We start from the raw sequence: 26,355 nt of genomic DNA on the forward strand, positions 1-26,355 counted from the left end.
TATTTTCAGTTTTTCCAGTGAATTCCGCTGTCGGAGTCGGTGCGGAACGGGTCGACGTTATACGGCATGGCGTTGCCGGTCGGATGGATTGAGACGTTTCCGCCGAAGTAAAGTGCGTTGGCGGAACTGCCGTGACGCGGCGAGACGGTCGGCCAGTCCTGATTCGGCCCCTGGTCGGGCCGCCAGCGCAGTCCGCCGCCGTCCGTAAACGTCCCGTCGCTTTTGAGTCCCTGAATGTCGACCAGCAGGAATTTCGCCTGAAGCTGCTTGATCCGGGAGAGTTTCACCGCCGTTCCGGCCCGAACAAAAACCGTGTGCAGCACGGCGTAGTGCGGAGCGTTCATCCACCAGCATTGAGCCTGGGTTCCAACCATGTCGAAATCCCCCGGCTGAGCCGGACAGCGCAGCACGGCGTTCGTGACATATTGACCGCCGGGAAACTGGTAACCGTTCGTCCACGGCGTTGACGGGACGTTTGGATTCGGTCCCATCAGGTAACTCGTCCAGCTCGGCGGCGCGTTGGCACTGCCGGTGTCCAGCGGCGGCAGCACATCATCGTTATCACCGAAATACTGTGCAAATCCCAGCCCGATCTGCTTGAGATTGTTGACGCATGAAGCCGTTTTGGCCCGGTTGCGCGCCTGATTCAGCGCCGGAAGCAACATTGCTGCCAGAATGGCGATGATCGCAATCACCACGAGTAATTCAATCAATGTAAAAAGGGAACGACGATCCATTTTCTCATCCTTTCGGTTGGTTTTAAACGGTTTCACTTCACTTCTTTCAATTTGATTTTCCGTACACCTCTCGGCATCTGATGGCTGAATTGCCACCGGTTCAGACGTTCCACCGCACGACGAATCAGATCGGTATGACTGGCGCTCCACTCCCAGACTCCACTGTCGCAGTAGTTGCGACTGTGCCATTCCAGGCGATCTCCGCGGATGGCGGCACATTGCAGTCGGGCACGGAGTTTCGGCGGCATTTCAAGGCAGACCAGATGGTCCAGCAGAATGTCAAATGGAGAAAAGACGGAGTCCGCTTCGCAGGCTTCAAGCTCTTTGAGCAGTCGTTCGCGGATTGTGTCGAACAAGGCGAAGTCCCGCTGTTTCACCCGCGCGGCCATGCGGAACAGCGGTGTCCGGAATGCGAACGTTGTCACATGTACACTCATATTCGCCGTCAGCGCTTCGATGCTGCTGTTGGTCTTTTCATTGAGCAGCAGAAGCGTCCGCCTGCGTCCGGAACGCCTGATTTTGCGCCCGATTTCTTCCCCCGCGGCGGCGTAATCGAACATGACCAGCGGCAGATCCGCATCACCCAGCGGCTGGTCGATTAACATCACCGGAATGCGCCGTGCCAGTTCCTGGAAATAGTTTGCATTCGCACTTTCGTTTTCCGGCGAGAGCAGCATCCCGCGCACTCCGTTGTAAACCATGGTTTCAGCCAGTTCGCGTTCCCTTGCTGAACTCCCGTTGGAAGAGCGGACGATCGGCACAGCATGATTGCATTCCCGGTCAAACACATCCGATGCTATCGCGATGAGATTGCGCTCAAAGTCATTTCCGGGGGTATAAGGGTGGATCATTCCATACTTGGCAATCTCCGGCTGGACGCTTTTTCCGGGTACGATCCGCCCGCTTTTGCCGTGATGAATCTGAACGAGCGACTCCTGGCGCAGCAGTTCCATCGCACGCTGCACCACTCCGATGCTCACTGAAAATTCATCTGCCAGAGTTCGGTAGCTCGGCAGCCTTCCGTCCGCAGATAGTCCGTCTCCCAGACGGTTGCGGAGATGGCGCGCCAGCCGTACGTAATGTGCTTCCCGTTCCCCGTTCGCTCTTTCCAGTTTTCCGCCGCTCATCCCAAACACTCTAAATACTGTATCGGTGTATCTTTATTTTAATTATACCATATCTCAAGAAAAAAAGCAACCCCCGATTGCAGAAAAATGGGAAAAAATGCATTCGGGGGGCAAGAGTATGAGGCCGATCACTTGAGTTTGGAGAACGCCTCGAAACGGGTGGCGGTTTCGGAGGCCGTTTCGCCCGGGGAGCCGATGTAGCTCACCGATTCCGTGCTCGCGTCGATCCCGAAGAGCTCCCCGAAGAAGCTGGTTCGGCGCGCTTTGACGAACACGATTTGCGTTGTGCTCCCCGGCTGAATCACCGGAGCGGTCGCAAGCGTATTCACCGCGCCGCCCGCAATGATGTTCGGAAGCAACGTTCCGCTCGAGACGCTTCCGGTCGTTTCGAGTTTGAATGCGTCGACGCCGCTGCCGAGCGCCAGCGCCTTGTTCTCAAGCGTGGCGCAACCCGCACAGCAGAACAATGCCGCCACAGCAAAAAACAGATGTTTCATGAAACCCTCCTTTTCTTTGTTTTATAAAGACATGCGCTGCGACGTGCATCGCACACCTTGTAACTGACCTTGTGCTTGTCGATCTTGTTGATCCGCTTCATCATCGTGCTCTGCCCGCGCTCGATCCGGCGCACCACCCACACGAGACCGGACATGACCGGCACGAGGATCGCGAGCAGCCTGCCGATCGCTTCAATATGCTCCATCGTTTTCACTCCCGCCGTTCCACGCGAAAGAACCGAAGTCGCGCAGCTTGAAGTAGAATTGCAGCATGACGAATACCACCACATATCGGCGCGGATCAAACTTGCCGTATCTGTTTCGCGCAAGCAAAATTCCGTTGATGAGCATTTCGTCATCGGCGTTTTTCCGGTCGAGTTCCGACCCCCCGAGATAATAGCGGATATCGTGAATATCCGCGGCCAGAACCAGCGTCGGGAACAGAAAACCGATCAGCCACCGCAGCCAGGACGGCATCCACTCCGCGCCGATCCCGTTGCACACTTGCTGCGCCCGTTCCGTATCCTCGAGCAGCGCTGCTCCGGAAAGATTGAGCTCGTTCGCAAGCTGGATCTTCTTCTCGATCTCATTCAGACTGTACATCGGTTTCCCCTCTTTGTTCGTTCATCTTCTCACGCACCTGATCGAGTGTCAGGCCGAACACGGCGAGCCACTCTGCGACCCGCTCGTCGAGCAGGTCGATCATTCCGCCCGGCGCGGCGTTCGTGGTCAGCAAGGCAAGCCCCATGATCCCCGCCTTGAATGCGGTCGGCTCTTGCAGTTTTGCCGCCAAATCCTCCGCCGGAACGAGCGCATAGAGCGCGTCAAGAAACAGCTCCTTGTTCACCCATTCCGAGGTTGCCGTTACTTCAGGAACTCTATCAGCGAGATACCAGCCGCCGGAGGACGCCTGTTCCACCTCCATCAGCTCCATGCCGAGGGTTGCGTAATATTCCGCCGCGCTTTCACTCTCCCCGAGTCCAACGATGCAGGCACCGGTTTCCTCATTTATGATTTTTGCATATTTCTGCATATCACGCTCCTTACCGATTGTTGTAAAAATAAATGTTGGCTGCCGCCATCTGATTGACGTCTGTGATTTTGATGACATCTCCGGTCAGTACGGGCAGCACGACATCACTGTTCGCATCGACAACCGTCACCCCATTGATGGATACCGACGTGTAGATATTCTTCGTTACACAGCGAACCCATCCGCTTGAAGAAGAAGTATATCCGGAGCTGGACTGTGCCGCGGAGGTCACGTCGGCAGCCATGCTGTAATCCGGCACCGCGATCATATTGGCGGCGGACAGGTTGCCGGATACTTTCATGTTTCCGACAACAGTCAACGTTCCGGAAGCGGTCTCGTAAATCCGGCTTGTAAAATCTCCGGAATCATTGTTGAAATGGAAGTCGATATAGGGCAGATCCCCGGAAATCTCGACTCCGCTGTTAAATGTCGGATGATTTTTGACTACATAGGATTCTGCGATGTTCTTCCCGCTGCCGTCGTATACGGCGCTTCCATTGATGTCGCATCTCCCGGTCGAAAGGTTGACCGTCAACGGACGGAAATCATTGTACGATCCGTTCTGATCCCCGGCGTTTGTCAAAAGGATGTACAGATTTCTGCCGTCGTTGCGGAAGAAAGTCCCATATTCCCCCTGAATCATTCGGAACGCATTGTATGCCGTGCTTTTGAGTTCCCCGGTCAGCGTGCCGCCGGAAAGCGAAAGTTTATCCGGGTGCGCGGAGGAGTTCTGATTGTGCGCGGAGATTTTTTCGTCGACCATTTCCGCGGCGACGTTCGGATCGCCCTGCGGTCCCTGCGGCCCCTGCGGTCCCTGAATTCCCGGATCGCCCTTGTCGCCTTTTTCGCCTGGAATCCCCTGCGGGCCGGGATCTCCCTGAACGCCTTGAATCCCCGGATCGCCCTTGTCGCCTTTTTCGCCCGGATCGCCCTTTTCCCCCTGCGGTCCGACGTCACCGCGCGGGATCGTCAGATTGAGGAGCTGTTCCGGGGATTCTCCGGAGAGCGTCGCCGTCGCCATCGTCCCCGGTTCCCCGGTCGTAACCGCCCCGATGGAGATGACATTCGCCGGACCCGGTTCCCCCTGCGGTCCCTGCGGACCGACATTCGACGCGGGCAGCAGAATCGTCTGATTTTCGACCGTCAGCGGTTCTCCGTAAGCGTCGGCGAGAATCACCGGTCCTCCAATCCCGTTCACAGTAGTTGCCGATTGAAACAGAACCTCTCCGCCGGGAATGCCGCCGGGCCGGAGGGCGGCCCGGAAGCCGAATCGCGCCAGAGTCTGAGGGGACGAGTCCCCGTCGCCCTGCGCCTCGATAAACATGAGGCAGTGCCGCCTCTTCTCCGGATGGGAGGCGACTTCGAGAAAATGACGCAATTCCGGATGGATCCGGAACGTCAACTGCCCCCGGGCGGGATCGGCCGTCGAGCCGTCCGGCCATTCGCCAGGCTGATTCACCGCATCGTCGGAACTGCGGAGCATCAGTTCTCCGCCGTTCTCCGCGGTGCAGAAAGCCGACAGAGCATAGGTGTCTCTTGTTTCCAGCGGGTGCTCCGCAAGTTCCCAGGAGAGATCCTCCCGGAGCGTGCGGTCTTTGAACTCCACCGCAATCACGGCGGAGGTGTTGAATTCCACTTCCGGGAATGCCCCCGGGAAAGTGATTTCGTCCCCGACGGAATCGATCAGCCGCTTCGTCGCGGCGTCCACCGTCAGGACATGATGAAGAATCGGTTCGGACATGAAAAAATCCTCCTGTTGTTGTCCGGCGGGTCGCGGCCGGATGTTCACAACAGAAGGATTTTGTCAACTTTTGAGGCGGAATCAGCGTCCCAGCTCTTTCCAGACCGGTTCGAGATCCACCACCTGGCGGGTCTGCGCAGCCTTGTCGAGTGCGAGCGCATAAACTGCGCTTTCAAGCCCCTCGTTGCCGCTGCATTTCGGTTTTGCACCGGTGGTCATGCTCTCGTAGAGCTCTTTCATGATATAGTCGTCGCCGCCGCCGTGGCCGTCTCCGGTGACTTCGACCTCCATCGTGCCTTCCCCTTTCAGGCAGCGGTAGTAAAGTTTGCCCGTGTAGAGATCGAGCTTCATCGTCCCCTCGCTGCAGCAGAAGTACATTCTGCGCTCCGGGATCGCATTGCTCATCGTCGCCATGAACGAAACGCGCACTCCGTTGCGGAACTCCGCGATCGTAATCGAGTTGTCCATGAGATCGGTATCCCCGGAGAACGGGGAACTGATCGCATGGGGATCCCACCAGGTGCAGAACGTGTCGCGTCCGTACTTCTCCATGAGCTTTTCATTTTCCGGAACGAAGAAGTTCCGCCCGCCGAACGACGCCACGCGCGACGGCAGCGAACCGGAAAACCAGTTGATGAGGTCGAGGTCATGACAGCACTTTTCCAGAATGTGCGGACCGGCGAACCTGGTCAGCCGCCGCCAGTTGCACATGATGTAGCCGCCGTGCTGCGGCGGAATGTTTTCGCTGCCGTCGATCGCAATGAGCTTTCCGAGTTTTCCGGAATCAAGCAACTCCTTGGCCTTTCGGTAGATCGGGGCATAGCGCAGGACGAATCCAGTGGCGAAGAGTTTCCCGCTCTTCTGGTGAGCCTCGTAAATTTCGCGGCAATCTTCGATCGATGTCGCGAGCGGTTTCTCCGAAAACACATGCTTCCCGGCCTTGAACGCGGCGAGAATGCCCTCCTTGTGATAGACGTTCGGGGAGAAGATCATGACCCACTCCACTCCCGGGGTGTTGATCGCCTCTTCGAGACTGTCGCACGCTTTCGTGATTCCGGTATGCTTCCAGACTTCGATCGTTTCGGCCATCACCGTCTTATCCGGGTCATAGGCTGCCAGAATCTCGACTCCGCCCTGAGAGTCCCGCAGCAGATTGCCGACCACACCGCGTCCGCGGCTGCCGGTTCCCAGAACGGCTACGCCGATTTTCTTCTTTTCCGCCATGTTTCACCTCTTGTTTTTTTTTCACTGGGCTCTTGACAAAAAAATCATTCGTTGTGTATATTATACTACGGGAAACAAAAAGTCAAATGGATAAAAACCGCATGAGTAATGACAAAATCATCGAATTTGACTTCAGTTCCGAGCGGCCGGATGTCCACCGTCTGCTGCGGAGAATGCCGGATTTTCACGCGAGTTACGGACTCTGGATCATCAACGCCGGTGCGGCCGGACGTTCCGGCGAAAACGGCTTTGCGCTCTGTCGGCCGAGAAAATTTGAATTTTACTCCATCTCCCATCTCATCGAGGGGCGCGGCCGCTGCTGGATCGACGGTTGCGGTGAATGTGACGTGCAGCCCGGGCAGCTTGTGATGATCACGCCGGGGGTACTCAACCGTTACGGTGGTGCGGCCGACAGGCCGTATATCGAGGACTCCATCCGTTTCACCGGCCCGATCGCGGATATGCTGCGCAATTCCGGGATTCTGCAGGACGGCGTCTGGGACTTCGGCAGCGCCCGCAAGCTCCTGCCGATCATGGAGATGATTCAGGATCCGTCGCGCGACGCCCAGATCAATGCGAACATCACGCTCCAGAAACTGCTGATCGACCTCTATTTCGAGCGGAACCGCAACTCGACGGTCCCCCCCGTCGAGGAGCTGCTCGAGGAGGTCAAAGCGCGCCCCTCACACTGGTGGACGGTCGAGGAGATGGCGGAATTCTGCAATCTCTCGACCGACCAGTTCCGGCGGAATTTCGAGCGTCGGACCGGGATCCGCCCCAAAAAGTATCTGGAGGAATTCAAACTGCGTCAGGCGGCGGAACTGCTTGTTTCCAGCCGGTTGCCGGTCGCGGAAATCGCCGCCCGCCTCGGCTACCGTGACCCGTACCATTTCAGTCGCCGTTTCAAGCTGTTCGCCGGAGTTTCGCCGGAACGTTATCGCCGCGAATTTCCGGAGTTCACCGCTCCACCAGCCGATGTTTGAGTCCCGCCGTGCCCCAATTTTCTGGACGATTCCGTTCAGACAAGATGCCCCGATTCCATCGGCGAGATCGAAACAAGCGCCGTCCGGAGACAGCGAATCCGGGCGGGGAAAGCGAATTCTGGTGAAAAACACCTCCTTTGAAGTCATAAAACGCTGAATTTTTGAAAAATTTTCGTTTCCGCTATTGACATTACAGCTACTTTTTGGTATAATTATTACAGCAGAAACGCAAGTTACAAATTTTTCGCGGATTGGATAGAAGAATTAAAGGTTCAATTTCAGACAGTGCAGTTCGGTTCCCTCCCTCGGCATGAAGCGGGTGTCGGAACCACTATCCAGTCCGCGACTTCCGACTGATCTACCTCGTGTGTTTCAACGGTTCGGGTTCATGGCTCTGGAAGAAATCAGGAATATGACCGGCATCCGGGGAGATGCACGGATCATTTCAGTTCGGTAACCATTCCGAAAAAGAAAAAAGGTAGAGAAAGGAAGAAGAGAAGAGATGAACATCTACGTTGGCAACCTCCCGTACAGCATCGACCGTGACGAACTCCGCACCACTTTTGCCGCGTTCGGCGAAGTCGCAACCGCCCGCATCGTCACCGATCGCGAGACCAACCGCTCCAAGGGGTTCGGTTTCGTCGAGATGCCGAATGACGCTGAAGCCCGCAAGGCCATCGATGCGTTGAACGGGCAGGACCTCGGCGGCCGCAAAGCTGTCGTGAATGAGGCTCGCCCGCGCGAGGAGCGCCCCCGTACCGGCGGATTCGGCGGTGAGCGCCGCGGCGGATTCGGCGGCGGCGAGCGCTGGTAATTCCCGCACTCTCTGCGACCGGCCGGAATCACTTCCGGCCGGTTTTTTCTTCTCTATTTCCCGGGCCGGCATTGTATTCAAAGCATTTTGGCGATATATTGAGTGACCTACTTTTTTATGGAATCCAATTCGAGGAATGTTTTGAAACTGCGTGTGAAACTCGAGCGTCTGCTTTTGCGCTTTCATCGCCGGGTGGTGCTGCGTGCGGCCCGTTTCTGGCAGACGCGATGGGGAGAGCGCAGTTTTCTGGTGATCCTGTCGATCTTCATCGGCGTGGTTGCGGCGATCGCTGCGGCCGTACTTCACCTGCTCGTGACCAAATTCGAGGAATTCGGTATCTGGCTTACGGAACCTCATGAACTGCACGAAGTCGTCTGGCTGGCACTGCTGCTGTGTCTGCCTATGCTCGGTTTGCTTGCAAGCTTTCTGATTCAACGTTTCCTCGGGGGGCCGCGTTATGCGAAGAGTCTGAGCCCTCTCATCTTGAATCTTTCCCGCAAACGGACCAATATTCCGGCGATTGAAATGGTCAACCACATGCTTTCAAGCGCATTTTCCGTGGGCTTCGGCGGGTCGGCCGGTCTGGAGGCTCCCAGCGTTCTGACCGGTGCTGCGATCGGGGCGAACAGTGCCGGTTTTTTCAATGCGAACCGGTCGCGGCGCAGTCTGCTGCTCGGGTGCGGCGCGGCTGCGGCGATTTCCGCGATCTTCGACAGCCCGATCGCGGGGGTGCTGTTCGCCGCGGAAGTCCTGCTGCCGGAGTTCACGGTTTCGGCTCTGGTTCCGATGGTGATGTCGAGCGCCGTCGCGGCGGTAATCTCGCATATGATTGCGCAGGGCAATCATTTTGAATTCGTGACGGAACCCTGGAGAACGAATGCGGTGCCATGCTATTTTCTGCTGGGGGTCGTTTGCGCGCTGGTCGGGGTCTACGTCATCAAATGTGCCTATTTCACGGCCGACAAGCTCAAAACCCGGTTTCGTTCCCCGTGGCAGCGGTTGTTTGTCGGCGGGGCGCTTTTGTGCGTGCTGCTGTTTCTGTTCCCGACTCTGCGAGGGCAGGGGTATCTTTACATCGAACAGATTTGCCAGGGGAATCTTTCCGGCATTGCGAACAATTCGCCGCTGCTCTCGCTTCTTCCCTCCGAGACATTGATTCTGGTGATCGTGTTTGCGGCTGTATTGCTGCTGAAAGTGGTGGTTTCCGTCCTGACGGTCGACTCCGGAGGGGATGGCGGAATCTTTGCTCCGTCGATGTTCATCGGAGCTTTCACCGGCTTCGGATTTGCGCGGCTTGTGAATCTGACCGGGCTGATCGACCTGCAGGAGAGCAACTTCGCCGCAGTCGGCATGTGCGGCGTATTCACAGCAGTCATGCGCGCGCCGCTGACGGGGATCTTTCTCATTGCGGAAGTCACCGGAGGTTATATTCTGCTCGTTCCGCTGATGATTGTTTCGGCGGTCTCATATCTGCTGGCCAGAATGTTTGAACCGAATTCCATCTACCGCAAGGCGTTGGCGGAGAGCAATCTTCTCGATGACGACCGCGACCGGACCATGCTGCGCTCCCAGCCGGTCCGGCTCTGTCTGAACCGGAATTATCACGTGCTGCGGATCGACCAGCCGCTCGAACGGCTGATCGATCTGGTTGAAAGCACTCCCGAGGAGATTTTTCCGGTGCTGGACGACAGCGGGAAACTGCTCGGCGTCGTGCATCTGGAGAAAGTTCTGAGCGTCATGCTCAATCCGAAAGTTTACGGACTTCTGCTGGTCATGGATCTCATGGAGTCTCCGGTCGGAACGGTTTCGCCCGACGATGATCTCGCCCGGGCAATGGCGAATTTTGAAAAATTCAATCTGGAATATCTTCCGGTCTGTGATGATGCGGGGATTTTTCACGGGTTTATCGCCAAGGCGCCGATTTTCGCCAGATACCGCAAGATGGTTCGAGAGGCCAACTCTTTCTGAACGTTCGAGCCCGAGCCGCTGCCCGTGAACGGGATTTCTCTTTTTTTCCGTTTTTTTGAGCGGATGATTTGCAAAATGGTCTGATTCTGGTATAATAACAATCAAAAAATTCATGCTGTTACTCGATTTCTGGAGGGCCGAATCGGTCCGTTTTGACGCAGTTTTGTTTGACATCGACGGGACGCTGGTGGTCGGTCCGCGTCTTCTGCCCGGAGCCGCGGAGCTGATCTCACTGCTCCGGCACGACGGTACGCCGTTTTTCTTCCTCACGAATGACGGGGATCACACCCGGCGTCAAAAGTGCGGTTTCCTCCTGCGAGCGGGAATTGAGGCGGAAGAGCGCGAGGTGATCTCCTGCCTCTCCGTGCTGCCGGAACTCGCACGCCGGAACGGTTGGGAAAGAGGGCTCTTCTTCCGGGCCGGGCGGCTCGGAGATACCGGCGACCTGGAGTTGACATCCGATCCGGCCCGCCTCGAGGAATGTTCAGCTGTCCTGATGGGGGAGGGGCCTTATGACTGGCGGACGACCTGGGAAGCGCTGATCGATTTCTTCCGACATCATCCGGAGCGTCCGTTCATCGTGCCGAATCCCGATACCTGCTGGCCGAACGCCTCGACCGGCGGGATCGGAATCGGTGCCGGCGGACAGGCGCGCTGCATCCGGCTTCTGCTTCATGAAATGGGCACGGAAATCGAGCCGATTTATCTCGGCAAGCCTTATCGCGCGATTTACGATTACGCCGCCGGACGACTCGGGGTCACCGACCGGAGTCGAATTCTCTGTGTCGGCGATTCGCTCGCAAGCGATATTCGCGGAGCGAACAACGCCGGAATGTACTCGGCTCTCGTCCTGACCGGGATCACGTCGGAACAGCAGGCGCAGCAGGCATTCGGGGAGTTCCGGCCGCGAGGAATTTTTTCCGCGATAGGTCAGGGCGCCTGAATTTTTCGGAACAGACCATAATTGTAGTCAAAAAAAAAGAGGTTTCGTCAATTGCCATTTAGACGATGGCTTTTATAGTAAGTGATGTGAATAACTTTCACCAACCAACTCAGGAGAATAGGAAATGACGAGAGATTTGGCTGTTCAGTTGTATTCGCTGCGCCAGATGGCGGAAAAGGATTTCAACGCCGTTCTTCAGACTGTTGCCGACATCGGCTTCAAGGCGGTCGAACCGGCCGGATTCTGGGGCATGAGCCCGGAGGAGTTTCTGAAGCGCATCAACGATCTCGGGCTGAAACTTTACAGCTCGCATTCGCCGTGGGCGCGTCCGGACAATCTTGAAGAGACCATCGACATCGCCGGACGGCTCGGCCTTGACCGGATCGTCTGCGGCTATGGCCCGGAGGATTTCAAGGATCTCGACGCGATCAAGCGGACCGCCGAAACCACTTCGATGATGCAGGAGAAACTTGAGAAGGCCGGCTTCATGCTTTTCCAGCACAATCACAACTGGGAGTTCGAGCGGATCGACGGGCGGCTGAAATATGAGATCTATGCGGAACTCTGTCCGAAAGTGAAGTTCCAGCTCGATGCGTTCTGGTCGACCAATTTCGGCGCCGAGGATCCGGTCGAGATGATGAAACTTTTCAGCGACCGTGTGGTGGCGCTGCACATGAAAGACGGCATTCTGCATCAGGGAGCCGAGGAGCTCAAGATCACGAACGGCATCTACGACCGTAAAGTCGATCTGCTGCCGCTGGGCGAGGGAGACCTGCCGATTCCGGCGATCGTCGCAGCTACGCCCGATCGGGTCAACAACATTGTCGTTGAGCTTGATTACTGCCGCGTCGAAATGGTCGAGGCGCTCAAACGCAGCTACAAATACATGACCTCCACCGGACTGGCTGTCGGAAACAAGTAAGTTTTCCGTTTGCAATCCGACCCCGGGGAATTGAGTTCTCCGGGGTTGTTTTTTTCGGGAGAGAAATCTGCGAAAAATTAGAAAAAATGTCGCACTGAACTTGTATTTTCCCGATGAACGTGATATGCTTCTTTTGTCAGGGCGGAGGCGCTGCCGGGCGCGTTGCGTGCTCCGGGGGTTATGTAATTTGAGACACAAGGAGTTATGGTATGAAGCAATCGCGATGGAATCGGATTCTTCCGGGAGTGGCAGCGGCGTTGGCGCTCTTCACCGGACTTGATGCAGCGGACTTGGAAGTTCCTGCGGAGATCACCGGAGTGGTGCCTGAGGCCGGAGAGTTCAAACTACTCTACCGCTACGATCTCATGAGCGGCACCGGATTTGGAGACAACAGCCAGGTCAAGTATCTGACCGACAACTCGTCGGAACTCTCGAAGAATGCGGTGGTTAAAGTCGCGTACTTCATGGATTTAGCCGGGAAAGACGGCAACCGGCAATGGGTTTACGTTTCGATGGACTCTTTCGATCCCAATGCCGTGCGTCTCGGAGTGCCGACTGCGGCGACGGGGAGTGATTTCCAGCAGATGGTGACCAATCTGGAAGTACGCAGCAATGTTCCCGGACTCAAAACCGGCTCATTTGAATTCGGAAATATCGAATTCTGGCCCACGAATTACGGCGGTGAGAATGCGATACAGGTTTCGGGAGCATCGGATCAAAAGTTTGATTTCGGGGATGTGAACAATAAGGTCGGGAATCACGGCTCCATGCAGGTGCACAACTGGCGCGAGAAGCAAACCATTTTCGCATACAGTAATTTCATTGCCGGGCGCAACTCGGCGTTCGGAATCGGGAACAACCCGGATCCGGCCGGTCATCCGGACTGGACGTTCTGCAAATCCGGCCCCAATTATGACAGTGCGACGTTGTATGTTCTGGTTCAAAGCGGTACGCCGCTTGAGAGTCCGTTGCTCATTACGCCGCCTCGAACGCTGGAGCAGGTTCAGGCAGATGCGACGAACATGGTTCCGGAGACCGGCGGGATGGAACTTCTCTACCTCCACAACCTGAAAAATCAGGTGACTGCGGAGGAAGTTCCCTATCTGATCAATAATGCCGAAAAGTTTGCCGGACGGACGATCAAACGGGTCGGCTATCTTGCCGCGCTCACCGGGCAAGACGGCAGTGTCAACTGGGTTTATGCGGAAATGGATTCATTTTCGCCTGATGCCTCGAAGCTGGGGGTTCCGAATCGTTCTGCGAATGCCACTTTTCAGCAGAACGTCGAAAATCTTGTTGTCAAAAGCAACACGGACCGGGTTTCAGCCGGAAGTTTCCCGCAGGGGAATATTGAATTCTGGGCCTACAACTACAATCAGAAGAACAGTGCATCCGTTCCTGGAGCGAGTGACACCAAATACGACCATGGTGATACCTGCGACACGAATACATACGGATACGGTTCCATGCAGATTCACAATTTCTCGGTTCCGGAGACGGTTTTTGCCTACAATAACTTCAGAGCCAAGGGGAATTCCGATGTCGGCATCGGCAACAATCCGGATCCGAAAGGTCAGCCGGACTGGACATTCTCCGGCGCGGCCTCCGCGTTGCGGGAAGCCTATCTGTATGTCTTTGTTACCGCGGAGTGAGTGATCCCGTTTCTTTTTCAACTCCCGTTTCGGCCTCGGAGCGGGAGTTTTTTTGTATATTACCGGGGCTGATTTCCCAGCGTTCACAACAGCGACAACAGAAGCCGATGTTACAAAGAGGGCAAAACGCCGATTCCCTGCAATATCCCGGCGATGCCGATTGCAGAGACGTCGTTGATAATCCTGCCGTCGGTGTCGACGGTATAGAAATTCATGACCGAGGTTGAGAATTTTCTGTTGTTCGGGGGAATTCCCGCAAAAGAGGCGGTTCCGGAAAACGTGCCGGTACATCTCCATTGCACAGCGATTGTCGTTTCATCGGCGACCATGTTTTCAAGCGTCCAATGCACATCAGGAAAGCTTTGCCTCATAAACTCGACGATACTCAGATATCCCTTTGCGCCATAAAGCGGGGAAGATGAAAATGGCGTTGTAAATGCGGCGTTTGCGGAGATCAGTTCCTCGCCAAGAGTAAGATTGTTCGTATTGATGCATTCTTCGAAACGTCGCATAGCAGTGCGATTGCGTTCGATTATTTCATTATAAGGCATAGTTTGGTGTCCTCATTATGACGTACGTCATTGACAGTTCATATGATGTGATATTGCCATACAATAGCATGAAGATTTCTGATTGCAAATCAGACTGCGAGGGGAATATAAACCATCTCTGGAACATTTTCTGCAGGGGAGGGGATACACTGCTGTTGAAATCAATATTCCCAAAGGGGTGGCGCTCGGAAACCTCAAACAGGGCAGGGCGTCCGGGCATTTCTCCCCGATGCAACTTCTTGCGAAATCCGAAGTTTATGGATATGATCGCCGATGGATTACGCGGACTTACCACGGCGGAAAAGGCTTTGCTTCGGAACTATGCCGCCATTGATGATTACGAACGAGCTTCCGGCCTGCTTCTCAAGCGCGGAATTGAATTTCATAAAGACGCTGTCGGGGTGCTATAATGGTTTACGTTTTATATGACAAGTTAGGCAACTGGCTGATCAAGTTGCAGGATTCTATCCATTTCGGCATAGAATTCAGTGATTCGGAGGAATGGGGAGAAAACTTTTGCTCTTCACTTGCCGATGCAATCGCCGATATTCTCAATCGTCAACTTCAAAACAAGGAGAAACCAAACATGCCCGGATATTGGAAACGTGCCTCGGAACGTGCTTTGTCGATCGATGCAGAGCGCGCCGCAGAAACCGAACGTCAAAATCTTCTCGATCAGATTCGCGACGCTTTGCGGCATTCCGCCGATGATGCTGAACTTCGCATTCGTTTGCAGAAACTTCTCGACGAGAGGGGGGATTCCGGCGTCAATATATAACGTCGCATAATACACGTTATGTTTAATTTAAAACCGGTTTTTCCGGGGAGGGGGATCGTCCGGTTTGGAATGCCGTGATTTTCCGGAAAAACCTCTCTATATAGATTGATAATGTCAACCTTTGAAAGTATTTTATAAAAATGGTTGTTTTACGAAAGCGAAAACATGAAAGAGTATGATGTTATTGTGATCGGCGCCGGGCATGCCGGATGTGAGGCCGCCTTTGCCGCAGCCCGGATCGGAGCGTCGGTGCTGCTTATTACGCTGAATCTGGATCACATCGCCCAGATGAGCTGTAATCCCGCTGTCGGAGGTATCGCAAAAGGACAGGTCGTCAGGGAAATCGACGCGATGGGCGGAGCTCAAGGAATGGTGACGGATGCCGCGTCCATTCAGTTCCGGATGTTGAACCAGACCAAAGGTCCGGCTGTCTGGTCTCCACGTTCCCAATGCGATAAGGTTATCTATCAGCGCGGTATGAAGCTGCTGCTCGAAGAAACTCCGGGCATCGATCTTCTGCAGGCGGAAGTTACCCGGTTTCTGGTCGAAAACGACAGGATCGTCGGAGTGGAAAATCAATTTGGAGACCAGATCCGCTGCCGGGCTGTCGTGGTGACCACCGGGACGTTCCTGAATGGGAAACTTCATTACGGCATGCGGAATTTTCCCGGCGGCAGAGCGGGAGATTTCCCATCAAATGCCCTTTCGACAGCTCTGGGTGAACAGCTCCATCTCCGGATCGGGCGGCTTAAAACCGGAACGCCGCCGCGGATTCTCGCGAAAACCATCGACTTTTCCGCCATGCGCATTCAGGAGGCCGCCGGGCAGGAAGAAGAGTTCTGCAACTGGAGTGAGGCATTGCGTCATCCCCTGCCCCGCGCCGTGAAACACGATCTTCCGTGCCACATGGTTTACTCCACGGCGGAGACGGCGGATATCGTCCGGGCAAACATTCAATATTCTCCTATGTATCAGGGTGTTATCAAGGGAATCGGAACGCGTTACTGCCCGTCGTTCGAGGATAAGGTCGTACGCTTCCCACAGCATCCGGTTCATCTGCTCTATCTCGAGCCCGAGGGTGCCCAGACCCGGGAATACTACATCAACGGTATTTCCACAAGTCTCCCGGTCGAAGTACAGCGGCAGATGATCCACTCGATTCCGGGAATGGAGCATGCCGTGATTTCCCGTTACGCCTATGCGATCGAATATGACTTTCTTTATCCCGATCAGCTAGAACGTTCACTGCGCATCAAATCGTGGCCAAATCTCTTCACCGCCGGGCAGATCAACGGCACGAGCGGTTATGAGGAAGCGGCCGGTCAGGGGCTTGTCGCCGGACTCAACGCTGCCCGCACGGCAGCGGGAAAGTCGACCGTCGAATTCGGCCGCGACCGCAGTTATATCGGAGTCATGATCGATGACCTCTGCACGAAAGAGATCATCGAACCTTATCGGCTTTTTACGAGCCGTGCCGAATACCGGCTCAACCTGCGGCAGGACAATGCCGATCTGCGTCTCTCCGGGCAGGCGCACGAACTCGGGTTGCTGCCGGAGGATAAATACCGGGAATTCTCCTCGTATCAGTCGGACCTTGAACGGGTTACAACGCACTTCCGAAACACGAAATTTGCCGGGAAACCTTTGTTGATTTATCTGAAAGAACTTCCGGATACCGCCAGCTGGGACGACGCCCGCAGACTTCTCCCCTGCCCTGTCGGATTGCTGCCGGAGCTCCCGGCGGGACGTCCCGGACGCCGAATCTGGCGGGAACTCATGGTCGAAGCCAGATATGACGGATATCTGCAGCGGGAAGTTGCTGAAATCAACCGCATGCGGAAGCTCGAGGCGTTGGAACTCCCCGCGGATTTTGATTATGAGGCGATCAAGGGTCTCAGCAATGAAGCACGCAGCAAACTCATGAAAGTCCGTCCGACCACTCTCGCCCAGGCCGGTCGAATCGATGGCGTCACTCCCGCCGACATCGCCCTGCTCCAGATAGCAATCGTGCGGCAGAATCGCCGGGAGACGGAAGCATGAATCATTCCGGGAATTCCGCGTGGAGACGATTGCGCAGCAGCCCCCTGGCCATGATTTCACTGGGGATTGTTCTGTTGTATGTGTTTGCCGCGGCCGGAACTGAACTTTACACGATCTGGTGCGAACACTGCGACCAGATTCCCATATACAACCTCGCTGACGACGCCATGCGTTATGCCCCGCCCTCCCCTCAACACTGGCTGGGAACGGATTATCAGGGGCGTGACGTGCTTCTGAGAGCGATCGCCGGGAGCGCCACCGCGGTGAAAGTCGGAGTCATCGCAAGTTTGATTTCGGCGGTGATCGGAGTTCTGCTCGGAGCGATCGCCGGTTTTTTCGGCGGCAAATTCGATGACATTGTTGTCTGGCTGTACAGTACGTTTGCCTCGATGCCGACGTTGCTGTTCATCCTCGCATTCGCCCTGCTGGTCTCCCGCAACTTCCTGCCTGCCGGGATGATGCAAGTCGCGGAATGGACGGGAACCGTTCTCCGCGCCGAACCGGGAATGCTCGCGGTGTATCTTGCGATCGGCATCACGGGCTGGGTTACGCTCTGCCGCGTGGTTCGTGCCGAGGCGATGAAACTTCGCAATATGCCTTTCGTCGCGGCAGCCCGGGTTGCGGGAGTGAGCGGACCGGTCATTGTTTTGCGTCACATTCTGCCGAATGTGTTTCACCTGGTCATCATCTACTTCACGCTGTCTTTTGCGGGGGCGATCATGCTCGAGGTCATCGTAAGTTATCTCGGATTCGGCGTACAGGGCGCGCCCAGCTGGGGCGTGATGATCTCGGACGGACAGGAGCGGCTCTGGCGCGGAATCTGGTGGGAAATCGCTGCGGCGACCGGTTTCATGTTCGTCCTGGTGCTCGCGCTGAATGTGCTCGGGGATGCGTTGCGTGACGCTCTCGATCCGCGCCAGAGGAGCCGCTGAAAAACTTCACGGTTCAACCGGCTGCTCCGCCGGGATGCTCCTCCCCTCCCCCGCGGCGACCCCATCCCGGGAATCCGGTTCCGGCTCTCGCGGATCAAGCTCGGCGAGGAATCGCGGCCCGATCAAACGGAAGAAAACCCAGAATGGCAGAACAAGAATCGCACGGACATACGGAACATTCGTCACCACCAGAAGATAAATGCAACAGGTCAAACCCGACACGACACCGAAAGCGATTACCCCCCCGAGCAGAACGACCATCATGACCAGATAATAGAGGAAACAGATCCCGAAATGTTTCCAGACGAGTCGGTTCATAACCCGGATTCCCTGCCGGAATGTCAGATTGTCCCGGTACATGATCGGCATGAGCAGTTGATAGAAGAACCACATATAGTAGCTGATGACAATCGTGGAAACCATCAGGAGTCCGGCGCAGATCCAGATTCCGGGCCCGGGCAGAACCAGCTCGTTATGCGTTGAGAGTTCCCCGGCATAGACGATCAACTGAGGAGTGAGAACGGCCAGAATCACCACATAGTAGAGAAATACGATGCAATTTACCAGAATGCTCCCGATAAAATAGGAGTTCCCGATTTTCCGGTACTCCTGCCACGGCTTGCGGATCTCCTGTGTGCCCCGGAGCAGATTTGCCAGGAGGACAAATTCAAACCGGCAACGGATCCAGTAAGCCGCCAGACAGAGGAGCAGGTACACGACATAAATGCCGGCGACCAGCCAGATGATTCCGGTTGCCGGTTCCAGCTCCTGCAGCAATCGACTCCAGAATGTTCCATCGGTTCCTTTCAGGACATGATGAACGGCGTTTTCCACTGACACAGATTGCTCCATGGTCTCAAAAAAGGGAGTGACAATCCGACTCATGAGGCTGCCAAGATCGATGGAAAGAATCGTCATCCAGGCGCAGAAGCCGATGATCAGCCAGAACTTGAAGTCAAATGGTCGAAAAAGAAGCTGCACCATCCGTTTCCAGGAATCGTTCAAAACCTTATCCAGCGAAATCTGCCGTTTTCCCATAACTCATTCCTCCGGGTTGGTTGCTGCCATACAATATCGCCATGTTCAGGCGGATGCAAGTCGAAAGAACCCTGTTTGCGTTTTTTTGTCCGGTGGAGTATAGTAAGATATGAATCAAGAACGAGACACAAAGCGTGACCGATTCCGGATGCTGACGGCATTCGGCATGATTTTTCTTGTCTTTGCGCTTTTCCTCGGCCGCGAAACCGTCTGGATCCCATGCCGGAATGCGGTTTCCGCATGGTGGTGGGACGCCGTTCCGGCGAAAGTGATTTCAAGCCGGATTGAATCGCTTCCGAGAACCGGACGGGCCGCATTTCGGATCGACTACCGGTATGAATGCAGCGGCATCCGCTGCGGTTCGATTCGCTACAGCTTTTTTCCGGAAAATCTTCCGGACGAAGCGGAACGGCTTCTGCCGCTGCTCCGGCAATACCCTGCCGGGGCACAGATCACCTGTTACGTCGATCCCGCCTCTCCGATGGAAGCGGTCATTGACCGAAGCATACCCCCGCATTATTTCGTGCGCGGGGTGGCGGTTCTGGCGGGAATGCTGCTTGGGATCGGCTTATTCATCCACGCGGTCAGGATCCGGCGCCGGAGCGCAAACGGTGCGGACGGGTTTCACTCGAACAACGGATAAACACGATACTCTCCCGCTGCCGCAGGGATTTCACCGGAAGCGAGATAAAAACAATTCGCCTGAAAGTCGAAGATGACGCTGTACATGTTATTCGCCATCAATACACGTGAATCACGCAAAACAGCTTGAACCGCCTCCGGGGAATCCAGCGGCATGGCGTCGCGCGCGGCGTGTTCGGTTCCGGTGTCGGGAGGCGCATTCTTCTGCGATTGCGGAGAATTGTCGGCAGTGAGTAATCCGTCAACCGGGACACGTTTTCGGACGACGCCGGACGAGTCTCGTTCATAGACGGCGATCCGGCCGGACTTCGCATCGCTGAGGCCGATCACGAACGGCATGCCGGGAGGCATGGAAAGGATCGCCTCTTCCGCACCGTCGAAATCGGACGATGTTTCGGCGATCTCGCGCATCCTGAGAAAGACAGGCATTTCGGATTCCTGCCGGGAGGAACCGAGCTGGTTGAAACTCAACGCGACACCGGCGGAGTTGATGACCTCGAGAGCTCCGATCATTCCGGAAAACCCGAGATAGACGGTCGGCAGTCTCCCCTCTCCGCCCGGAACGCGAAAAACGGTGATCCAGTGTTGTCCGATTCCGGCAAGTCCATCCCAGTCGAGGTTATGGGCGTGAAAGGTTCTTCCGTCGGGAAGAACGCGCAATATCTGGCGGCATCCGACCGGAAAACGGCCGAGATCGAGGAAACAGTTGCCGAACTTCATGGCACGGGGATCAACGCACGCGGCTTCCGCGAGAGCGGTGATTTCGGTATTCCATCGGGGATCGATGTTCTGGAAAAGGTTGTCGGCGCGTTGAAACAGGAGTTCCCTCCCCTGCCCTGCCGCGAGTGAGCCGAGGTAATATTTTTCCAGCAGTTGAATGCCGAATTTCAGTTTTCTGCCGTGGATCCGGCCCGATTCGGCGGGATTTCCGGAGAGTGTGATGACAGCGGGAGAGCCATGCGCCGCCCGCCAGAGGAAACTGCTGCCGCGGATGATGTCGGAGAACACGCCGCAAGCGGCAAGAATGCAGCAGAGCAGAATGACAGAGACAATGGCAATCCATTTTCGCCGTGTCCATTTGATATTCCCGAAGAGCCGCACGGAAACCTCCTCTTGGTACAATACACTGAATTCCCGGAAAAGCAAATCGGATTCCAGTGTAAAAATCCTTATGAAAACAGAAAAACCTCGAAAATCCGGCTTGAAATTCCGGGAATGGCGATTATATTAGGGACGTTTCCTGAGAGGAACATGTCGGGATATAGCGCAGTCTGGTCTAGCGCGTTTGACTGGGGGTCAAAAGGTCGAGAGTTCAAATCTCTCTATCCCGACCATTTTTATGCCGAAATTCCGGGAATCTGAGCTCAAACTCGGGTTCCCGTTCTTTTTTGTCCACTGTTGCCGATTCTCTCCCAAAGTGGCCGATTCGAGGCGAAAATGCCACATTTCTGCCACATTTTTTTGCCACACAATTTTCCCTCCGACAAATAGCCCCAAAAAAATTGATTTTTTTCATTTGGACGACTCGGATTCATTCCGTCGGAAAGAATCCGAAGAACCTGAAATTTCGGTTTCCAGCCGAATCATTCCGATTTCCAGCGGCGGAAATGCGCTGGTTGGCGGAGTATCTCTTGTGGTGCTATCTTTTCTCCATCGTTAACATCAACCAATGGAAAGGAAATTCACCATGAACGAGATCATTAACGAAATCGAAGAAAAGTATGGATCGCTCCTCATAAGAGACGGATCTAGATTTCTCCTCGGGTTGCAGAGCTTTGCCGAACTTTACCAACAGCAAACCCGCTGCATCTATCTGCCCAACGAGAAGCAGTTTTATCAATATTCGCCGGCAAGCGGTCTGTGGCAACCTCAAAGACAGAGTGAGATGATCTCACAAGTCGGTCTTGCGGTTCGGGAATTTGCGAGCCGACGCGGAATCGAATGTGAACTCGCCCGATATCAGCGTCCTGCGGCGATCCGAGATATCCTGACCTATCTGGAAGTTCAAGCTGAAGTGGAAACCGCCTTTTTCTCTTCCTCGGGAAACTGGGTTCACTGCCGGAACACGATGGTGGAGCTTGCCGACTCCGGTGAATGGGAAATGCGTCCGTTTTCGCCGGCTTATCACAGCCGCAACCGCTGCGATATCGTCTACGATCCAGCTGCGGATTGCCCCCGGTTCAAAGAGCAACTGCTGTCTCCGTTGATGGAAGAGGATGATGTGGAGCTTCTGCAGAAGTATTTCGGCCAATGCCTGCTGGGACGAAATCTCACGCAAAGTATTCTCCTGCTGACCGGTTCCGGCGGCAGTGGGAAAGGAACGGTCGCAAATCTCCTTGAGTTACTGGTGGGACCTCTCAACAGCATGCAGATCCGTCCCGGTTGTATCGGAAGCCGCTTTGAAACCAGCGCCTTTCTCGGCAAGACATTGTTGACAGGGAAGGAGTCGCAAACTTCATTCTTTACCTCCCACGGCATGGGAATTCTGAAGTCTCTGGTGGGGGATGATACCTTGCGGGTTGAGCTGAAACACTCCAATGAGCAGCAGATGATTGAGGGGACCTTCAACGTTTTCATCGTCGGGAATGCCATTCCGCTTCTGGAGTTCGAGAGCAACGATGACCTCACGGCCTGGCATCGACGCTTGCGCTGGATCAAGTGCAAAAGCTATATGCCGCCAAAGCCGATCGATCACTTTGCCGACACTCTCTTTGCGGACGAAGGTGCCGGCATTCTGAACTGGAGTCTTGCGGGATTGCGGCAGCTTCTGCTGGCGAACTCCACCCGATTGCCGATATCTGAACTGCAGAAAGAACGGTTGAATTTCCTTTTCGGCCAATCCTTCCAACTGGAAAGCATTCTCCGGAACTATCTGGAGGAGGCTCCGGGGAGCAACCTTACGACAGAAGAGATTTTCTGCCTCTATGTCGGCGTGGCCAACCATATCGGGTGGCAGCTGATGCCGGAACGGAAGTTTCAGGCAGCGCTTCCGGATTGTATGCAGGCGCTGTTTCATCTGAGTCGCTGCCGTGACATCAAACGCCCGGGCACGGATGGCCGCTGGACCAACCGCTCCGGTTACCGGAATATAAAAATAAAGAAGTTGACATCCCCCGTACGAACCGTATGAACCGTATGACGAAATGGACCTTTTGGCTTGAAAATAAAAAATTATTTCTGAATAGCTCCACCATGAAAAATAAGATGAGCTTAAAACGGTTGATGTAATTGCTCCCTTGTAGAAGCAATCGATGTCATACTTAGGCCTCTTCGAACTTTAATGTGGTGCTGCGACTCTCAATTATATACGTCTCAAGCATCAACAAAACAACTCACATCCCGCATTCAAAAGAACCAATGAAAGGAAATCGCAATGACCGAACAAGAACTGAACGTATTCCTCGATCTGGAATGGAACTGTGCAGCATTCACTCCGGACATTGAACACATCTCCGCTCCGCTCTCACCGAAGCAGTGGGCACGCATCATCTCCCGACACCCGGAGCTTCAGGAGTTTTGTCCATTCTCCGAGTTCACCCCAGACGAATGGATCACCGTTCTTGAAAAACAGCCATCGCTTGCATGGCGGTGTACGTGCTGGAAGGATTTCACCCCTGCTAAATGGCAACGTCTGTTACTGCATCAGCCGACTTTGCTTCACTACTGCGAAATCCCGGATCACCCTGCTGTACGGAGCGGGTTACTGGCAAGTGACAGTTATTTCAGCGCAGACATCGACACACATGACTTCACTTTGTGCGACTGGTTCTGGGTCGTCAAGCACAACCCACGGCTTTGGAATCACTGTTCATGCCAAGACCAGTTCACAAAACCGATGTGGTGGAGCATCCTTTACAGCTTTGCTGAGTTACTGGCGGAGTGTCCCTGCTTTGAACAGTTCAGCGATGAGGACTGGCGCAGGCTCAACCTTCTTCCGAAGTTGAAGTCATGGATACGCAATGGCGAGCAGTTCAGAAAGCTGATCGCATTGACCAGGCATTCTTTTCGGACTCACATATCCGATGAAGTTTCTCAGCTGTAGTATCACTATCAGAGAGAACCTAAAAAGGCTCTTTTTTATGCCCGCTATTGCCGGGGAGCAAAGTATTGTTTTGATCCCTCTTGAAGACAGTCGTTCTTCAAGAGGGATCAACTGTCTATCGCGCTGAAGTCGGATATACCTTCTTCTTTCCCTGTAAAATATGAAGTTTTGAATACTCTCATCAGACAGGTTGAGTCATCTCTGATCTACTGTCTTCAAATGACGTTTGGCTTCCGTGAACAATCCCTATCCACGTCTTCTGGCGAACATTCTTTCTGTAATTGCAATAACACGATTTGACAAAGCAGCAAACACCTCGTATATTAAGATGTTCTTGTGACGCATTAACCTAAATTGGAGGAATGGACTGAACTGAGTTTCAAAATCAAATAACAATCAGATAACGTAAACTGAAGCAGACTTCACCTCGGGAAACGCCAAACCCACGTGAACAAGTCAAGCTTAAGAGTTTGCGCCCATATTTGGGCGCTCTCTGTGCGTATAGACTTGTTCAGGCATTGGCGTGCCTCTGAGGTGAATACAACAGGGGGCGTCTTTTTTTATGTTCAGTTTGGCTCAATATACAAGCCTCGCCTCTCTCGATTCTGCCAGCGACAGCAAAGACAGCATTCGTCTTTAAAAAGGAAAAGTCCCGAAAAATGGAACCCAACGAGGAGAAGAGACATGTCAGAAGAAAAGAAGAAATGTCCGGCTTGTGCTGAGGAAAATTCCGCGGGAGCCACGGTCTGCGAGTTCTGCGGAGAAAAATTCTCAAACACTTCAAGTTCCCGGGAGATGCCGGAATCAGCACAAAAACTAGAACTCTATAATCCCAAGGCTGCCGCTAACTGGTCGCTGTTGTTTACTCCAATCTTCGGAGCTTATGTTCTCAAAACCAACTGGAAAATTTTGGGACGGGAAGAACAGGAAAAACGATCAAAAATCTGGTTGATTTCCCTGATCATTATCTGGGGGATCGGACTCTTATTTTTGAGTGATCAATTTTGCTCAGCCATCTATTTGATCGGTTTAATTTCCTGGTTTTTTCTTGAGTGTAAACCACAGATGAAATATCTTACTGTTAACAAGCTCGATTTCCAGAAAAAAAGCTGGAAAACTCTTGTTCCGAAAGCCGCTGGTATTTTAGTCGGAGTCTGGCTTTTCTTCACTATCATAGGGTTTATGTTTGGTGGACCAACTTTGGATTATTCCTCCCCCGAAGCATACAGAGAGTCGTGCGGAGAAATTATGGACTATCTGGCTGAAGAATTTGGAGGCAAGGAATTCGGTAAAAAACTTCAAAACAATGATCTGTCCGAAGAAGAACAAGAGGCTCTTGCACAAGTAATAGTTCTGGGGGCGTTTTTAGACTACGAACATGATAAAGATTTAAGAGAAACAATTGATGGGATGTCGGCTCATGAATTGTTGGAGTTTGTCAACGAAAATTACTGGATGGATCCATTGGGCAACTTACACGAAAGAGAGTGATCATGAAACCCTGTATCCATTGTAAAAAAGAAATTCAGGACGAAGCGAGGAAATGCCGTTATTGCGGCAAGTGGCAGACACAGGAAAATACGACCGCCGTTTTTGACCGCATCCGTTCTTCCAGCCAGATTCGTCTGGGAGGAGGATTGGGAAAATCAATGGGGATTTTCATGGCGGCTAATGTCGGGGTTATGGTCATACTCATGATCATTGTCCGGATCTTCGATCCCCATGCCGGTATTGGAACCGCAATTTTTCTGCTGCTGATCGGATGTGCTGTCCCATTTGTGATGCTGTTTTTCTCCAAGTCATTGTTAAAATGGCAATATAAAATTCGGATCATTACAGCGGAGCATGTGGAAAACGATCAGGAAAAATATCTTCTGGAATTGGTGCAAACTCTGGCCAATCGCGCCAATCTCCCTGCTGTACCGGAAGTAGGCGTTTATGAAAGCGAAGAGATGAACGCCTTCGCAACTGGTTCCTCGAAAAAGGATTCCATGATTGCCTTCAGTTCCGGTTTGCTTAAGCAGATGGATAATGACAGCATTGCAGGAGTTGCGGCTCATGAAACCGCACACATTGCCAATGGAGACATGTTGACAATGACTTTGCTGCAAAGCCTGATCAACATCGCGGTAATCGTAATCGATTTTGCTATACGACAAACGGATTGGTACGAAGAGCTTTGTAAAAAATCACGTCTGCTGTCATGGCTGGTTCATTTCGTTATTGTCAACGTGCTGTTCCTGTTGGGCGATCTGGTTCTTTTATGGTTTTCCCGTCACCGGGAATTCGAAGCGGACGCCACTGCGGCCTCATTGGTAGGCGCAGATGCCATGTCTGGAGCTTTACGTCGACTTATGGATGATTCCCATGCAGGGGAAACGGTTGCGGCTGATGATCCAGCTGCCGCAATGATGATTTCTGCACCACCTGCCTGGACAGATATTTTCTCCACTCATCCATCCCTGGAAAGGAGAATTGAGCAACTGAAAGAAAAAAGATAATATAAAAGCGTCCATCCCCCCGTATTTTGATGTGGGGGATGGATGAAGATTCTTAGTTTTTAAACTGCAGATGGCACTTGGGACAGTGATACAAGCCGATCACGTTTTCGTCAATCAGCTTGCCTGCCTGAGCGCCCAGCAGACCTCCGGAGGTAACTCCCCAGAGGAGATTCAGGATTCCACCGGCAAC

General features: G+C 54.0%; 26 protein-coding genes and 1 tRNA gene. 16 read left to right on the forward strand and 11 right to left on the reverse strand.

Annotation, left to right across the window (positions count from 1 at the left end; all coding sequences use genetic code 11):
- Positions 1-5: 5 nt before the first annotated feature.
- From Q0J85_RS01355 to Q0J85_RS01390, 8 genes are all read right to left on the reverse strand, one after another.
- Positions 6-737: a type II secretion system protein gene (locus Q0J85_RS01355; protein ID WP_294477493.1), complete on the reverse strand. Its 732-nt coding sequence runs from the start codon at positions 735-737 to the stop codon at positions 6-8.
- A gap of 32 nt (positions 738-769) precedes the next feature.
- Complete coding sequence (locus Q0J85_RS01360) at positions 770-1,864, reverse strand: GntR family transcriptional regulator (RefSeq protein ID WP_294477494.1); 1,095 nt, start codon at positions 1,862-1,864, stop codon at positions 770-772.
- A gap of 128 nt (positions 1,865-1,992) precedes the next feature.
- Complete coding sequence (locus tag Q0J85_RS01365; protein ID WP_294477495.1) at positions 1,993-2,361, reverse strand: hypothetical protein; 369 nt, start codon at positions 2,359-2,361, stop codon at positions 1,993-1,995.
- Positions 2,358-2,567 (reverse strand): hypothetical protein, encoded by a 210-nt coding sequence (locus tag Q0J85_RS01370; RefSeq protein WP_294477496.1) that lies wholly within the window; start codon positions 2,565-2,567, stop codon positions 2,358-2,360. Before Q0J85_RS01370 ends, Q0J85_RS01365 begins: the two co-directional genes overlap by 4 nt.
- On the reverse strand, positions 2,554-2,964 hold the full coding sequence (locus Q0J85_RS01375) for a hypothetical protein (protein ID WP_294477497.1): 411 nt from the start codon (positions 2,962-2,964) through the stop codon (positions 2,554-2,556). Before Q0J85_RS01375 ends, Q0J85_RS01370 begins: the two co-directional genes overlap by 14 nt.
- A complete protein-coding gene (locus tag Q0J85_RS01380; protein ID WP_294477498.1) occupies positions 2,948-3,394 on the reverse strand; it encodes a hypothetical protein in 447 nt (148 codons plus the stop codon). The genes Q0J85_RS01375 and Q0J85_RS01380 overlap by 17 nt, the downstream gene beginning before the upstream one ends.
- A gap of 10 nt (positions 3,395-3,404) precedes the next feature.
- Positions 3,405-5,135, reverse strand: coding sequence for a hypothetical protein (locus tag Q0J85_RS01385; protein WP_294477499.1), 1,731 nt, complete (start codon positions 5,133-5,135; stop codon positions 3,405-3,407).
- Positions 5,136-5,216: 81 nt separating this feature from the next.
- Positions 5,217-6,359, reverse strand: a complete 1,143-nt coding sequence (locus Q0J85_RS01390; protein ID WP_294477500.1) for a Gfo/Idh/MocA family oxidoreductase — start codon at positions 6,357-6,359, stop codon at positions 5,217-5,219.
- Between the two features lie 101 nt (positions 6,360-6,460).
- Here Q0J85_RS01390 and Q0J85_RS01395 point away from each other — a divergent pair, with 101 nt between their 5' ends.
- The 6 genes from Q0J85_RS01395 to Q0J85_RS01420 all read left to right on the forward strand — a co-directional run bounded on the left by Q0J85_RS01395 (position 6,461) and on the right by Q0J85_RS01420 (position 13,641).
- A complete protein-coding gene (locus Q0J85_RS01395; RefSeq protein WP_294477501.1) occupies positions 6,461-7,342 on the forward strand; it encodes an AraC family transcriptional regulator in 882 nt (293 codons plus the stop codon).
- A gap of 502 nt (positions 7,343-7,844) precedes the next feature.
- Entirely contained in the window at positions 7,845-8,156 is a 312-nt protein-coding gene (locus Q0J85_RS01400; RefSeq protein WP_294477502.1) for an RNA-binding protein, read from the forward strand.
- 141 nt (positions 8,157-8,297) lie between these two features.
- Positions 8,298-10,124, forward strand: a complete 1,827-nt coding sequence (locus Q0J85_RS01405) for a chloride channel protein (RefSeq protein WP_294477503.1) — start codon at positions 8,298-8,300, stop codon at positions 10,122-10,124.
- Between the two features lie 112 nt (positions 10,125-10,236).
- Complete coding sequence (locus tag Q0J85_RS01410) at positions 10,237-11,067, forward strand: HAD-IIA family hydrolase (RefSeq protein WP_294477506.1); 831 nt, start codon at positions 10,237-10,239, stop codon at positions 11,065-11,067.
- Positions 11,068-11,191: 124 nt separating this feature from the next.
- Positions 11,192-11,989, forward strand: coding sequence for a sugar phosphate isomerase/epimerase (locus tag Q0J85_RS01415; RefSeq protein WP_294477509.1), 798 nt, complete (start codon positions 11,192-11,194; stop codon positions 11,987-11,989).
- Between the two features lie 209 nt (positions 11,990-12,198).
- Positions 12,199-13,641 carry a hypothetical protein gene (locus tag Q0J85_RS01420; RefSeq protein WP_294477511.1) on the forward strand — a complete coding sequence of 481 codons (1,443 nt, stop codon included), beginning with the start codon at positions 12,199-12,201 and terminating at the stop codon, positions 13,639-13,641.
- Positions 13,642-13,751: 110 nt separating this feature from the next.
- Here Q0J85_RS01420 and Q0J85_RS01425 read toward each other — a convergent pair whose 3' ends face one another.
- Positions 13,752-14,192 carry an ester cyclase gene (locus Q0J85_RS01425; protein WP_294477512.1) on the reverse strand — a complete coding sequence of 147 codons (441 nt, stop codon included), beginning with the start codon at positions 14,190-14,192 and terminating at the stop codon, positions 13,752-13,754.
- A 257-nt stretch (positions 14,193-14,449) separates the two neighbouring features.
- Here Q0J85_RS01425 and Q0J85_RS01430 point away from each other — a divergent pair, with 257 nt between their 5' ends.
- The 4 genes from Q0J85_RS01430 (at position 14,450) to Q0J85_RS01445 (ending at position 17,942) form a co-directional block, all read left to right on the forward strand.
- Positions 14,450-14,602 (forward strand): hypothetical protein, encoded by a 153-nt coding sequence (locus Q0J85_RS01430; RefSeq protein WP_294477514.1) that lies wholly within the window; start codon positions 14,450-14,452, stop codon positions 14,600-14,602.
- The gene (locus Q0J85_RS01435; RefSeq protein WP_294477517.1) at positions 14,602-14,970 is read left to right on the forward strand and encodes a hypothetical protein; all 369 of its coding nucleotides are present in this window, start codon (positions 14,602-14,604) and stop codon (positions 14,968-14,970) included. The genes Q0J85_RS01430 and Q0J85_RS01435 overlap by 1 nt, the downstream gene beginning before the upstream one ends.
- 165 nt (positions 14,971-15,135) lie before the next feature.
- Positions 15,136-17,010 carry a tRNA uridine-5-carboxymethylaminomethyl(34) synthesis enzyme MnmG gene (gene mnmG, locus Q0J85_RS01440; protein WP_294477519.1) on the forward strand — a complete coding sequence of 625 codons (1,875 nt, stop codon included), beginning with the start codon at positions 15,136-15,138 and terminating at the stop codon, positions 17,008-17,010.
- Positions 17,007-17,942 carry an ABC transporter permease gene (locus Q0J85_RS01445; protein ID WP_294477521.1) on the forward strand — a complete coding sequence of 312 codons (936 nt, stop codon included), beginning with the start codon at positions 17,007-17,009 and terminating at the stop codon, positions 17,940-17,942. The genes mnmG and Q0J85_RS01445 overlap by 4 nt, the downstream gene beginning before the upstream one ends.
- Before the next feature lie 6 nt (positions 17,943-17,948).
- Here Q0J85_RS01445 and Q0J85_RS01450 read toward each other — a convergent pair whose 3' ends face one another.
- Positions 17,949-18,980 (reverse strand): hypothetical protein, encoded by a 1,032-nt coding sequence (locus tag Q0J85_RS01450; protein WP_294477523.1) that lies wholly within the window; start codon positions 18,978-18,980, stop codon positions 17,949-17,951.
- 109 nt (positions 18,981-19,089) lie between these two features.
- On the opposite strand from Q0J85_RS01450, the gene Q0J85_RS01455 reads away from it, so the two are divergent.
- Positions 19,090-19,623: a DUF3592 domain-containing protein gene (locus tag Q0J85_RS01455; RefSeq protein WP_294477525.1), complete on the forward strand. Its 534-nt coding sequence runs from the start codon at positions 19,090-19,092 to the stop codon at positions 19,621-19,623.
- Here the strand turns inward: Q0J85_RS01455 and Q0J85_RS01460 are convergent.
- Positions 19,605-20,723, reverse strand: a complete 1,119-nt coding sequence (locus tag Q0J85_RS01460; RefSeq protein ID WP_294477527.1) for a C45 family peptidase — start codon at positions 20,721-20,723, stop codon at positions 19,605-19,607. The two genes, Q0J85_RS01455 and Q0J85_RS01460, sit on opposite strands and share 19 nt — an antisense overlap.
- A gap of 154 nt (positions 20,724-20,877) precedes the next feature.
- On the opposite strand from Q0J85_RS01460, the gene Q0J85_RS01465 reads away from it, so the two are divergent.
- From Q0J85_RS01465 to Q0J85_RS01485, 5 genes are all read left to right on the forward strand, one after another.
- Positions 20,878-20,956 (forward strand) — tRNA-Pro (locus Q0J85_RS01465).
- Positions 20,957-21,309: 353 nt separating this feature from the next.
- The gene (locus Q0J85_RS01470) at positions 21,310-22,752 is read left to right on the forward strand and encodes a DUF5906 domain-containing protein (RefSeq protein WP_294477530.1); all 1,443 of its coding nucleotides are present in this window, start codon (positions 21,310-21,312) and stop codon (positions 22,750-22,752) included.
- A 243-nt stretch (positions 22,753-22,995) separates the two neighbouring features.
- The gene (locus Q0J85_RS01475) at positions 22,996-23,664 is read left to right on the forward strand and encodes a hypothetical protein (protein ID WP_294477532.1); all 669 of its coding nucleotides are present in this window, start codon (positions 22,996-22,998) and stop codon (positions 23,662-23,664) included.
- A 684-nt stretch (positions 23,665-24,348) separates the two neighbouring features.
- The gene (locus Q0J85_RS01480) at positions 24,349-25,155 is read left to right on the forward strand and encodes a hypothetical protein (RefSeq protein ID WP_294477535.1); all 807 of its coding nucleotides are present in this window, start codon (positions 24,349-24,351) and stop codon (positions 25,153-25,155) included.
- A 2-nt stretch (positions 25,156-25,157) separates the two neighbouring features.
- Complete coding sequence (locus tag Q0J85_RS01485; protein WP_294477536.1) at positions 25,158-26,165, forward strand: zinc metalloprotease HtpX; 1,008 nt, start codon at positions 25,158-25,160, stop codon at positions 26,163-26,165.
- Positions 26,166-26,355: the final 190 nt, after the last annotated feature.

It is taken from the genome of uncultured Victivallis sp. (genome assembly GCA_944389935.1).
GTDB lineage: Bacteria > Verrucomicrobiota > Lentisphaeria > Victivallales > Victivallaceae > Victivallis.

Bases quoted from the DNA above. Each gene is read 5' to 3' on its own strand.
- Q0J85_RS01410 (WP_294477506.1), top strand. From the start codon at position 10,237: ATGCTGTTACTCGATTTCTGGAGGGCCGAATCGGTCCGTTTTGACGCA.
- Q0J85_RS01420 (WP_294477511.1), top strand. From the start codon at position 12,199: ATGAAGCAATCGCGATGGAATCGGATTCTTCCGGGAGTGGCAGCGGCG.
- Q0J85_RS01380 (WP_294477498.1), bottom strand. From the start codon at position 3,394: ATGCAGAAATATGCAAAAATCATAAATGAGGAAACCGGTGCCTGCATC.
- Q0J85_RS01390 (WP_294477500.1), bottom strand. From the start codon at position 6,359: ATGGCGGAAAAGAAGAAAATCGGCGTAGCCGTTCTGGGAACCGGCAGC.
- Q0J85_RS01455 (WP_294477525.1), top strand. From the start codon at position 19,090: ATGAATCAAGAACGAGACACAAAGCGTGACCGATTCCGGATGCTGACG.
- Q0J85_RS01470 (WP_294477530.1), top strand. From the start codon at position 21,310: ATGAACGAGATCATTAACGAAATCGAAGAAAAGTATGGATCGCTCCTC.
- Q0J85_RS01360 (WP_294477494.1), bottom strand. From the start codon at position 1,864: ATGAGCGGCGGAAAACTGGAAAGAGCGAACGGGGAACGGGAAGCACAT.
- Q0J85_RS01395 (WP_294477501.1), top strand. From the start codon at position 6,461: ATGAGTAATGACAAAATCATCGAATTTGACTTCAGTTCCGAGCGGCCG.
- Q0J85_RS01385 (WP_294477499.1), bottom strand. From the start codon at position 5,135: ATGTCCGAACCGATTCTTCATCATGTCCTGACGGTGGACGCCGCGACG.
- Q0J85_RS01485 (WP_294477536.1), top strand. From the start codon at position 25,158: ATGAAACCCTGTATCCATTGTAAAAAAGAAATTCAGGACGAAGCGAGG.
- Q0J85_RS01435 (WP_294477517.1), top strand. From the start codon at position 14,602: ATGGTTTACGTTTTATATGACAAGTTAGGCAACTGGCTGATCAAGTTG.
- Q0J85_RS01425 (WP_294477512.1), bottom strand. From the start codon at position 14,192: ATGCCTTATAATGAAATAATCGAACGCAATCGCACTGCTATGCGACGT.
- Q0J85_RS01370 (WP_294477496.1), bottom strand. From the start codon at position 2,567: ATGGAGCATATTGAAGCGATCGGCAGGCTGCTCGCGATCCTCGTGCCG.
- mnmG (WP_294477519.1), top strand. From the start codon at position 15,136: ATGAAAGAGTATGATGTTATTGTGATCGGCGCCGGGCATGCCGGATGT.
- Q0J85_RS01375 (WP_294477497.1), bottom strand. From the start codon at position 2,964: ATGTACAGTCTGAATGAGATCGAGAAGAAGATCCAGCTTGCGAACGAG.
- Q0J85_RS01445 (WP_294477521.1), top strand. From the start codon at position 17,007: ATGAATCATTCCGGGAATTCCGCGTGGAGACGATTGCGCAGCAGCCCC.
- Q0J85_RS01365 (WP_294477495.1), bottom strand. From the start codon at position 2,361: ATGAAACATCTGTTTTTTGCTGTGGCGGCATTGTTCTGCTGTGCGGGT.
- Q0J85_RS01400 (WP_294477502.1), top strand. From the start codon at position 7,845: ATGAACATCTACGTTGGCAACCTCCCGTACAGCATCGACCGTGACGAA.
- Q0J85_RS01430 (WP_294477514.1), top strand. From the start codon at position 14,450: ATGGATATGATCGCCGATGGATTACGCGGACTTACCACGGCGGAAAAG.
- Q0J85_RS01450 (WP_294477523.1), bottom strand. From the start codon at position 18,980: ATGGGAAAACGGCAGATTTCGCTGGATAAGGTTTTGAACGATTCCTGG.
- Q0J85_RS01475 (WP_294477532.1), top strand. From the start codon at position 22,996: ATGACCGAACAAGAACTGAACGTATTCCTCGATCTGGAATGGAACTGT.
- Q0J85_RS01355 (WP_294477493.1), bottom strand. From the start codon at position 737: ATGGATCGTCGTTCCCTTTTTACATTGATTGAATTACTCGTGGTGATT.
- Q0J85_RS01415 (WP_294477509.1), top strand. From the start codon at position 11,192: ATGACGAGAGATTTGGCTGTTCAGTTGTATTCGCTGCGCCAGATGGCG.
- Q0J85_RS01480 (WP_294477535.1), top strand. From the start codon at position 24,349: ATGTCAGAAGAAAAGAAGAAATGTCCGGCTTGTGCTGAGGAAAATTCC.